Source organism: Neotamlana nanhaiensis (genome assembly GCF_000943555.1).
Taxonomy (GTDB): Bacteria; Bacteroidota; Bacteroidia; order Flavobacteriales; family Flavobacteriaceae; genus Neotamlana; species Neotamlana nanhaiensis.
This window is the reverse complement of the sequence record NZ_JTDV01000005.1, coordinates 414,666-425,731: the sequence shown is the minus strand read 5'-3', so window position 1 is coordinate 425,731 and position 11,066 is coordinate 414,666. Positions and strand designations below refer to the sequence as shown.

Annotated in this window: 9 protein-coding genes; 2 read left to right on the top strand and 7 right to left on the bottom strand. The window is 30.7% G+C overall.

Features of this window, described 5'->3' with window-relative positions; translation table 11 throughout:
• Positions 1 to 172 precede the first annotated feature (172 nt).
• Positions 173 to 2,926 carry a T9SS type B sorting domain-containing protein gene (locus tag PK35_RS09365; protein WP_131474405.1) on the top strand — a complete coding sequence of 918 codons (2,754 nt, stop codon included), beginning with the start codon at positions 173 to 175 and terminating at the stop codon, positions 2,924 to 2,926.
• A gap of 137 nt (positions 2,927 to 3,063) precedes the next feature.
• Positions 3,064 to 3,558 (top strand): hypothetical protein, encoded by a 495-nt coding sequence (locus PK35_RS09360; protein WP_044626429.1) that lies wholly within the window; start codon positions 3,064 to 3,066, stop codon positions 3,556 to 3,558.
• A gap of 12 nt (positions 3,559 to 3,570) precedes the next feature.
• Here PK35_RS09360 and PK35_RS09355 read toward each other — a convergent pair whose 3' ends face one another.
• From PK35_RS09355 to PK35_RS09325, 7 genes are all read right to left on the bottom strand, one after another.
• Positions 3,571 to 3,804: a DUF6095 family protein gene (locus PK35_RS09355; RefSeq protein WP_044626428.1), complete on the bottom strand. Its 234-nt coding sequence runs from the start codon at positions 3,802 to 3,804 to the stop codon at positions 3,571 to 3,573.
• A complete protein-coding gene (gene murQ, locus PK35_RS09350; RefSeq protein ID WP_044626462.1) occupies positions 3,794 to 4,612 on the bottom strand; it encodes an N-acetylmuramic acid 6-phosphate etherase in 819 nt (272 codons plus the stop codon). Before murQ ends, PK35_RS09355 begins: the two co-directional genes overlap by 11 nt.
• Before the next feature lie 96 nt (positions 4,613 to 4,708).
• Positions 4,709 to 6,919 carry an NADP-dependent isocitrate dehydrogenase gene (locus tag PK35_RS09345; protein ID WP_044626427.1) on the bottom strand — a complete coding sequence of 737 codons (2,211 nt, stop codon included), beginning with the start codon at positions 6,917 to 6,919 and terminating at the stop codon, positions 4,709 to 4,711.
• An 838-nt stretch (positions 6,920 to 7,757) separates the two neighbouring features.
• Positions 7,758 to 8,108, bottom strand: a complete 351-nt coding sequence (gene rplS / locus PK35_RS09340; RefSeq protein WP_044626426.1) for a 50S ribosomal protein L19 — start codon at positions 8,106 to 8,108, stop codon at positions 7,758 to 7,760.
• Positions 8,109 to 8,336: 228 nt separating this feature from the next.
• Complete coding sequence (locus tag PK35_RS09335) at positions 8,337 to 8,825, bottom strand: GyrI-like domain-containing protein (protein ID WP_044626425.1); 489 nt, start codon at positions 8,823 to 8,825, stop codon at positions 8,337 to 8,339.
• A 3-nt stretch (positions 8,826 to 8,828) separates the two neighbouring features.
• Positions 8,829 to 9,506: a tRNA (guanosine(37)-N1)-methyltransferase TrmD gene (gene trmD, locus PK35_RS09330; protein ID WP_044626424.1), complete on the bottom strand. Its 678-nt coding sequence runs from the start codon at positions 9,504 to 9,506 to the stop codon at positions 8,829 to 8,831.
• A gap of 196 nt (positions 9,507 to 9,702) precedes the next feature.
• Positions 9,703 to 11,034: a DUF58 domain-containing protein gene (locus tag PK35_RS09325; protein WP_044626423.1), complete on the bottom strand. Its 1,332-nt coding sequence runs from the start codon at positions 11,032 to 11,034 to the stop codon at positions 9,703 to 9,705.
• Between the last annotated feature and the right edge of the window lie 32 nt (positions 11,035 to 11,066).

Below are 11,066 nucleotides of genomic sequence, written 5' to 3'. Positions count from 1 at the left end.
GGGTTTTTTGTTTTAAATTTGTTTTATGTGTTATGTAAGACTTATTTAAAAATATATAAGTCAACATAAATGAAAATGTTTTTTGTAAATTTATTACCCTTTAAAAATTATAAATTATTAGTGATTTTAGAAGTTAAATTTAGTTTGCTTAAAAAATATAACCTAAAAATCTGTGAAGTTTACTATACTTTTTTTGTTACTTTTTACTTATAGTAGTTTAATATCTCAAAATGAGACAAACCTATGGTACTTTGGCGAAAAGTCAGGCATGGGTTTTGTCTTTGATGGTGAAACTCAAGTAAAATATGATGGAGAAATGATAGCTAAAGATGCTTGTGTAACTATATCTAATAGAAAAGGAGAACTTTTATTCTATTCTAATGGTATAAATATATGGAATAAAAACCATAATATTATGATTAACGGAGTTCTTGTAGATCCTATATCAACAGGAGGAGTTTTAAATCCTAACATAAGTCCCGATGTTTTATTTAATATAATTATAGTTCCTTTAATAAAGACAAAAAATATTTATTATGTTTTTACTACGAGTTCTTATTTTGGTTTACGTTATTCTATAATTGATATGAACTTAAATAATGGATTGGGTAAAGTTATAGAAAAAAACATTTCTTTATTAGAAGGTGATGGAGTCGGTAAATTGTCTGCAGTTCATAATAATGATGGAGAATCAATATGGTTAATGACCACTAAAAAAAATATAAATAATGAATATACATCATTTTATGCATTTAATATTATTCCAGATGGTAGGATAGAAAGTCCTGTAATTACAGATGGATTGTTTTATAATGGAGTGCAAGAAGGCGCTATGAAATTTTCACCAGATGGTAAAAAAATAGCCTGTGCTAATTATAGAGAGCAAGAGTTATCAAACCATCTAGCTGTTTTTGATTTTAACAGTATAAATGGTACGGTAAGTAATAAGAGAAATTTATTAACTTCGCTAAGTTTTTTTGAAGTGGTTTCTGTTAATGGTTTAGAGTTTTCAAATGATTCCAACTTTTTATATGCAACATTGATCAGACAGGGCATGTTTAATGAGAATACTGCTAATTTTCAACCTGATTCAGTGAGAAAAAATTTATTATATCAATATGATTTGTCCAATGCAAATCCGCTTGAGAATGCTATTGTATTGCATGAAGAAACTAACAATTTATCTGCTGGAGCCCTACAATTAGCTAATAATGGAAAAATTTATAGAGCTTTATCGATTAATTTAAATGAAGGAACGGAATATCTTGGTGAAATTGTTAAGCCAAATAATTATGGTGTAAGTTCAAATTATATTCATAATTCTATTAATTTACTTCCAAATAAATCAAGATTAGGTTTACCTAGTTTTATTCAATCTTATTTTAGAACAAGAATATTGGGGGAGAACGGGTGTGTAGGTATTCCTTTATCTTTTGAGGTCGATACTTATTCTAATATAGAATCTATTAGTTGGGATTTTGATGATGGTAATACTTCAAATGACATTCTACCTGATCATGTTTATACTAAAGAAGGTATGTATAATATTGTCGCAAATATTAGAATTAATGGCAGGTATATTAAAGTTAATAAACGAGTTAATATATCGCAGGTTCCTAATTTAAAAGAAGATCAACAATTGATTCAATGTGATGATGATGCAGATGGAATATCTACATTTAATCTTTTCAACATTCGTGATAATATTACTAAACCAGAATTAAATGAGGATTTATTTTTCTATGAAAGTAAAAGAGATAGGGATTTAGATATTAATAGAATAGCTGAACCAGATATTTATGTAAATAAGAGACCTAACCAGGTTATATTTATTACAGCTGTAAATGAAAAAGGTTGTTTTGATGTTTGCTCATTTAAGTTAAATACTGTTAAAACAAATTTAGGGGAAATATCTGAAGTATCTGCCTGTGGTTTTTTAGAAGCAGGCACTGATGATTTAGTAGGTCTTTTTTCATTAGGTTTTGAAAAAGATTTTATCAGATCTAAATTAAATTTAGCCAATACAGACATTATTAGGTACTTTCCAAGTTTTAATGACGCTCAAATTACTGAAAATGAAATTGCGAGTAGATTTTATACATCAAAAGCATCTGAAATTTGGGTTAGGGTTGATAAGAGTGATTTAAGTTGTTCTGGTATTGTACCACTAACTTTAATAGTTAATCGTTTGCCTATTATAGACTTAGAAGACACTTATGTTATTTGTGAAGATTCTTTAGTAAAAATATCAGGTAATAGTATTAATAATAGGTTTGAATGGATTGATAGTAATGATAATATTGTTTCTACTGACAAAGATTTTTATACGAGTATTCCTGATACTTATACTCATATAGCTTATAATTTAAATAATAATGGTTTAGAATGTTCAAACTCTAAAACTTTCTCTGTAGTTAAATCAGAAGCTCTTATTTTTGATAAAATAGAAACTATAGTTGAAGGAGGCAAAAATTCGGTAAAAGTGAGTATTGTTGGAAATGAAGATTATCAATATTCTATTAATGGAATTAGTTTTGTGGGAACCTCAAATAAACATACATTTTATAATGTTCCTTCAGGAATAAACACAATTTATGTTAAAGACTCAACTCCTTGTAATAAAATTACAAAAAAACAAATTTTTATATTAGGTTATCCAAAGTTTTTTACACCTAATAATGATGGTATTAATGATTTATGGGAAGTTCGAGGCATAGATGAAACTCAATATAGACTTATAAAAATAAATATTTTTAACAGATATGGAAAATTTATTACAGCGTTAAATAGTGATAGAAATTTTACATGGGATGGAACTATTAATGGGGAAAAACTTCCATCTAATGATTATTGGTTTACTATAGAGTTAATAAAATATGATAAATCTATTCTTAAAAAGAATGGGCACTTTTCTTTAATTAGATAATTTTCAAATTTTTATTATTAAATATAGATTTACGATAATGTGTTTTTTTGATTATGATTTATTCTTAGAAGACTATTGAAAATAAAATTAAGTTTAGTTGTAGAATATTTTTATTATTTTAATCAAAAATTCTTTGTATGCAGGTTATAATAAAAGCTTCAATAAATACACTAAAAAAATCAGAATCCTTATTATCACAACTATCTAACCAAGAATTATGTAATGTTTCTATAGGCCCATACTATTCTAGTATTGGTTCACATGTAAGACATATTTTTGATTTTTATAATTGTATTTTTAATGTAAAGAATGGTGTTGTTGATTTAACTTCTCGAGAACGCAATACTAAGGTAGAATCTTGTTGTTTAACAGCCTCTGAATATTTGAATATCATAATTAATCGTTTAAATAATTTTAATATTGAAAATAGCAGTGTTGTTGTTATTGATGATTTAGGTATTGGTAAAACAAGAATGAATTATACTGTTGAAGCGTTATTTGCCCAAGCCAATAGCCATACCATACATCATTATGCTATAATAAGCTATATTATGGATCAGTTAGGAATTAAAGTTGAAGATTGCGATTTTGGTTATAATCCTTCTACACCAAAACCGAACTTACATAGGTAAAATTAGATACTTTTACTCCTTTTTAAAAATACTATTCATTATGGTATTTATACCTCGAAAAGCTAAAATAACAGCCATAGCGCAAATTAAACAGCCAACTATTAGCATTGGCATATAAAGTGGTTTTTCTTTATTGTTTAAGGCCATATGCATAAATGTAGGACCAATAAAAAAACTAAATAATGAAAAAACCATTATTTTAATACCTTTTAATAGTGTTTTTTTGTCTGTTTTATTATTTTCCATTATTGTAATTTTGAATTGCTAACCTAACGTTTTTATACTTTTGAAGTAATTGTTTTGCTTCGGTTTCGGGTAAGTTAAGCTCGCTCATAATCATTTTTGTACCTCTATCAACTAATTTATTATTGCTTAGTTGCATATCGACCATTTTATTTCCTTTTATACGTCCTAACTTTATCATAGTAGAGGTTGTAATCATATTCAAAACCAGTTTTTGAGCGGTACCAGCTTTCATTCGAGAGCTACCTGTTACAAATTCTGGTCCAACAATTACTTCTATTGGATATGCAGCTGATTGAGATAAAGGACTATTTGCGTTACAAGATATACTTCCTGTTACAATATTATTTTTATTACAGTGTTGTAAGGCAGATATAACATAAGGCGTGGTGCCAGAAGCAGCAATGCCAATAACAATATCTTTTGATGTTATTGCGAATTTTTTTAAATCTTCCCATCCTTGATTTGTAGAATCTTCAGCATTTTCGACAGCATTTCTAATGGCATTATCACCTCCAGCAATAATTCCTATTACCAAATCTGAAGAAACGCCAAAAGTAGGTGGGCATTCCGATGCGTCTAAAATTCCTAGTCGACCACTTGTACCAGCTCCAATATAAAATAAGCGTCCGCCAGTACTTAGCTTTGAAACAACTTGGTTGACAAGTATTTCTATTTGCGGAAGTGCTTTTTCAACAGCTAACGGTACCGTTTTATCTTCATTATTAATGTTTTCGAGCAATTCTTTAGTGCTCATCTTTTCGAGATGATTGTATTTTGAATCTTGCTCGGTAATTTTAATAAAACTCATAAAGTTAAAAATAACAAATTTTAACAAGTACAAGGTCTTATTAAAATTTGTTATTGAAAATAAGTAAAAAAAGCTCCTAATTTAAGGAGCTTAATTTTAATTAATAATATTATTAAATGTTGCGCTTGGGCGCATTACTTGTTGCATTAATGTGGCATTAGGTTCGTAATAGCCTCCAATATTAGCTGCTTTTCCTTGAATGCTATTTAATTCATCTACAATTTGCGTTTCGTTAGCAGCCAATTGTTCTGCTATAGGGGTAAATTCTGCTTTTAAAGCAGCATCTTCATTCTGGCTAGCCAATTCTTGAGCCCAATATAAAGCGATGTAAAAATGACTCCCTCTATTGTCTAATTCACCTGCTTTTCTTGAAGGACCTTTTTTGTTTTCTAAGAGTTTTTCAGTAGCATCGTCTAATGTTTTTCCTAAAACTTTGGCTTTTGCGTTATCATTTACTTCACTAAAGTGCTCTAAAGAAACTGCTAAAGCTAAAAATTCACCCAAAGAATCCCAACGTAAATGGTTTTCTTCCATTAATTGTTGTACGTGCTTTGGAGCAGAACCTCCAGCACCTGTTTCAAATAAACCACCACCATTCATCAATGGTACAATGGATAACATTTTTGCACTTGTACCAACTTCTAAAATTGGGAATAAATCGGTTAAATAATCACGTAATACGTTTCCTGAAACAGAAATAGTGTCTTCACCAGCTTTCAATCTTTCACAAGTAAACAATGTGGCTTCAACAGGTGATAAAATTCTTAAATCTAAACCACTTGTATCGTGGTCTTTTAAATATACATTTACTTTTTTAATTAATTCTGCATCGTGTGCTCTGTTTTCATCTAACCAGAAAACAGCAGGTGTTTCTGAAGCGCGAGCTCTTGTTACGGCTAATTTTACCCAGTCCTGGATAGGTGCGTCTTTAGTTTGGCACATTCTCCAGATATCTCCAGCATTCACATCATGTTGCATTAAAACATTACCAGATGCATCAATTACTTTTACAACACCATCAGCTTCAATTTCGAAAGTTTTATCGTGAGAGCCATATTCTTCAGCTTTTTGAGCCATTAATCCAACATTAGGAACGGTTCCCATAGTTGTAGGATCGAAAGCACCATTCTTTTTACAAAAATCGATAGTAGCCGCGTAAACTCCAGCATAACTACTATCTGGAATTATAGCTTTTGTATCCTGTAATTTTCCTTCGGCATTCCACATTTGTCCAGAAGTACGAATCATAGCCGGCATAGAAGCATCAATAATCACGTCACTTGGTACGTGTAGGTTAGTGATGCCTTTATCTGAATTAACCATAGCTAAAGCAGGGCCATTTTTGTAAACAGCATCAATATCGGCTTCAATTTCAGCTTTTTTAGCTTCAGGTAAATCGTTGATACGTTCTAATAAATTTCCGAAACCTGAGTTTACGTTAACCCCAACACTTTCTAAAGCTTTTCCATGTTTTTCAAAAATATCTTTGAAGAAAATTTTAACGGCATGACCAAAAATAATTGGGTCACTAACCTTCATCATGGTTGCTTTCATGTGTAGTGAAAATAATACACCTTGTTTTTTTGCATCTGTAACTTGTTCTTCAAAAAAGCTAATTAAGGCTTTTTGGCGCATTACAGTACTGTCTATAATTTCACCTTTAAGTAATGGGAAACAGCTTTTTAATACGCTTGTTTTTCCACTAGAATCGGTATGCTCTATAGTTACGCTTGTTGCTTCTGGAATAGTTACCGAAACTTCGTTGTGAGCAAAGTCGTTATCGCTCATAGTTGCCACGTGGGTTTTAGAATCACTTTTCCATTCGCCCATAGAATGTGGATTCTTTTTAGCAAAGTTTTTAACGGCTTTAGGAGCGCGTCTGTCACTGTTACCTTCGCGCAATACTGGGTTTACAGCACTTCCTTTAATTTTATCGTAACGCGATTTTATTTCTTTTTCAGTGTCATTAGCCGCTTCGTCTGGATAGTTAGGAATTGCAAATCCTTGTGATTGTAATTCTTTAATGGCTCCTTTTAATTGCGGAATAGATGCACTAATATTTGGTAATTTTATAATATTAGCTTCAGGTTTTTTAGCTAATTCACCTAAAATAGCTAAATCGTCTGGTACTTGTTGGTCTTCATTTAAATAATCTGGAAAAACAGCTAAAATTCTTGCAGCTAATGAAATATCTTTGGTTTCAATTTGAATACCCGAAGATTTTACAAAGGCTTGAACAATAGGTAATAGAGATTGAGTTGCTAAAGCAGGAGCTTCGTCTGTTCTTGTGTAAATTATTTTCGACATTAATTTGTAGTTTTTGTAAAGTTTAATTTGTTTGAAAAAACAAAAAATTATGTGATTAGTTTAAAGCGTTGCGAATATACAAAAATTGGCCACTAAATTAGGTGTGAAAAGGGATGAAAAAGTCTTGAAAATGCTTATTTTAAACAAATTTGCACCAAATGTTAAATGAAACTGAAGAAAGCGGTAGTTAATCGATTAAAATACAAAAGCCATATCACTGAAGAATTTAATCTTCTTTGACATGGCTTTCTTGAAATAACACATAACTTTCTTAGCATTTTACTAAATCCTAATTTAAAATATTCATCTAAATTATTCCAGTATGCTGTTATTTCAACGAAATAAGTGTGTAATTTTCAAAATGTATTGACTTATTACATTACTTATTTCAGATAATTGTTTTTTTGATGCTATTTTATTGAAAGTGTTCGCTTTCGCGATTTCTTGGTTTAGCATTGTTTTACTTATAATCATTACATTTCGTAGTGTTAACTTTCAAACTTTCATCTTAAATTATTTTTATCAGTAAAAACTATATTTTAAGAATCATGATTTTTCATATTTACGCTTATGCGTTTCTATTTAAAACCTCAAAAACAATTATTGTATAAGAACGTTACCTTATTTAGAGCGAAATATAAATTCATCGTCGGCAATGAAACCCAAACGTATTTGGTTATTTTCTCTTTGACTAAATTACGAAAAATAAGCGAGAGAACCAATTGTTTTAAGATTTTAAATATCAACCAGTTATAAACCAAGGTTATCAACAATTGTTAATAACAAAAAAAGCCTTGGCAATATACCAAGGCTTTCAATGCTTAAAAAGCAATATGTTTTAGCGTCTTACTTCTTTAATTCTAGCTTTTTTACCAGTTAAGCCTCTAAAGTAGAAAATTCTAGCTCTACGAACTTTACCACGCTTGTTCACTTCAATTTTTTGTAATGCTGGTAAGTTTACTGGGAAAATACGCTCTACACCAATAGTTCCAGACATTTTTCTAATTGTAAATGTTTCAGAAGTACCTGAACCTCTACGTTGAATTACTACACCTCTAAAGAACTGTGTACGAACTTTTTCACCTTCTCTAATTTCGTAGTATACAGTAATTGTATCTCCAGCACTAAATTCTGGAAATTCCTTTCTTGTTACAAATTCGTCTTGTACAAATTTTACTAAAGATTCCATATCTTTAAAATATTAATTATGAGTTAATTCGAAACAACATTCACGATTCTCGCCAGAGGTTAACCCGAAATTGGCTGCAAAGATAGTTAAAAAGTTATAAGTTAAAAGTAAAAGTTTAAAATTTTTAATGGTTTTGGTGTTACCCCGTTATCTCGGGGTCAGGCTATTCTCTATATCTTTTTTTCATACTTCAAATAAGGATGCCGTTACTATCCTTAACACAGCTTTTTAGGATGTTTTTCGCTTTATAGGGATAAAAATAGCTTCTTCCGATTCAGAGTCATTACTTTTATAAGAATCTCCCAGAACATTAAAATGTGGGCGATGGTCTAGAATATACGCAGAGTTTGGCAACCAAGTTCCTAAAATATATCCCATAAAACCACCTATTTCTTGTGGTAAACCTTTGTAAATAAATTTAGCGTACAAACCAGATTCAATATTAAAAGATTCCATATTCTCTGGAATATTTTCAAAATTTTTAACTGCTAAAGTCGCCCATTTTGTAAACGTGTTGTTCGGGTTAAAGTTTTTAAAATAACCATCCTTATATATGCATATTTCAAAAACATCGGTATTAATAAGATTTTTAATTGTTTTTCGTTTAGGCATAAAAGCAGAAAATAAATTAAAGGTTTTATTTTCTGTAAGCGACATGTTAGTATGTATACCAACAAGTAACGTTTCTGGAATGGTTACAATTTGAGGATTTACCATATATTAATCTTCTAATAAATCTGGACGACGTTCTTTGGTGCGTTGGTACGCTTGCTCTTCGCGCCATTTTTCAATCTCCGGTAAGTTTCCGCTAAACAACAGTTCAGGCACTTTCATACCTTTATATTCACGAGGTTTTGTATAAATTGGAGGCGCTAATAAGTTATCTTGAAACGAATCCGTTAGGGCAGAAGTTTCATTACCTAAAACACCAGGTATTAAACGTATAACAGCATCGCAAAGTACGGCTGCACCTAATTCACCACCTGAAAGTACATAATCGCCTATTGAGATTTCTCGAGTTATAAAATGATCGCGTACACGTTGATCGACACCTTTATAATGTCCGCATAAAATAATCATGTTCTCTTTAAGCGATAGTTGATTGGCAATCCCTTGGTTTAAGGCTTCACCATCTGGTGTCATATAAATAATTTCGTCGTAATGGCGTTCGGCTTTTAGTTTGCTGATGCATTTATCAATAGGTTCAATCATCATTACCATACCAGCGCCACCACCAAATTGATAATCGTCTACACTTTTATAGTTGTTTGTGCTATAATCGCGTAGGTTGTGAAAATGTACTTCAACTAAATCGGCTTCAATGGCTCGCTTTAAAATTGAAGCTTCAAAAGGACTTTTAAGTAATTCTGGTAAAACCGTTATAATATCGATGCGCATGGTAAAATGAATTGAGTGCAAAGATAAATTAATTGTTTGGGAATGGAATTTTTTCTTCTTTTATATCAAATGAAGTAAAGAAAAGGACTAATTGGATCAATTTAAATTGACAACTACGTACTACATAAATATAATGTTTATAACGGCAAGTAATTTTAAAGCTTACTAAAAAAATATGATATGTACGTATTAACCTTTACAACAACCCACGTGCCTTAACCTCTAAATACTTATTAATAGTGTTTATGGTTAAATGTTCGGGTGATGTTAAAATAGAATGAATCCCGTATTTTTTAAGTTCGTTTACAATAAGACGTTTTTCGAAAGCAAATTTTTCGGCAATAACCTTGTCGTACACTTGTTCTACGGTTTCGGCTTTGTTATTTATAAGTGCGTTTAGCTCGGTGTTTTTAAAGAAGATGACTACTAGTAAATGACTTTTTGCTATGGCTTTTAAATAGGGTAATTGACGTTCTAATCCGTCTAATGTTTCAAAGTTAGTGTACATTAAAAGCAAGCTACGTTGTGTAACGTGTTTTTTTAGGTTGGTGTACAAGCGGCTAAAATCGGTTTCAAAATAATCGGTTTTTACATTATAAAGCGCTTCTAAAATAAGTTGCATTTGCGAATTGCGTCGTTCTGCAACCACTACATTTTCAGTTTTTTTAGAAAATGATAATAGACCTGCTTTATCTTGTTTTTTAAGTACAACGTTGCTAATTACTAAGGCGGAATTTATGGCGTAATCTAGGAGGCTTAAACCTTCAAAAGGCATTTTCATAACACGGCCTTTATCGATTATAGAATATACAGGTTGCGATTTTTCGTCTTGAAATTGATTGACCATTAACTGGTTTTTCTTTGCCGTGGCTTTCCAGTTTATAGTACGTAAATCGTCGCCTAAAACGTATTCTTTTATTTGCTCGAACTCCATAGAGTGCCCTAAACGACGCACTTTTTTCAAGCCGTATTCAAAAGAGTTTTTGTTAATATTTAAAAGCTCAAACTTTTTTAATTGCTTAAAACTGGGGTAGGTTGGCACCATGGCTTCGGCATTAAATGTATAGCGTTTAGCCACAATTTTTAATACAGAAGATGCGTAAATATTTAAGCTCCCAAATTTATATTCGCCTCGTTGCGTAGGTTTTAATTGGTAGTTTATAGTTTTTGTTTTTCGAGAAACTATGGTTTGTTTTATTTTAAAATCGCGTACTTGAAACTGCTCTGGTATTTCGTCAATAATTTCTAAATGAATGGTAAATGGGTAATAATTACTAACTTTTATATTAATAGTATTATTGTCACCATTCGAGAATTTATCGGGTAACTCCCGAATGGCTTCAATTTTATTTTTTCCTATAAAAACAATTAAAATATCTAACAGAAACAACACCAATAAAGCGACTATTAAAAGTTGCGCTACATTAAACAACACCGGAATAAAATAGCTTGCTGTAAATATGCTAACAATGGCAATGCCAACATAAAAAAAACGGGGTTGTATGTAAAAGGGTTTAAATAGTTTCAAACGTTAGTTAAATATTAAAAGTTTCTAGTAAA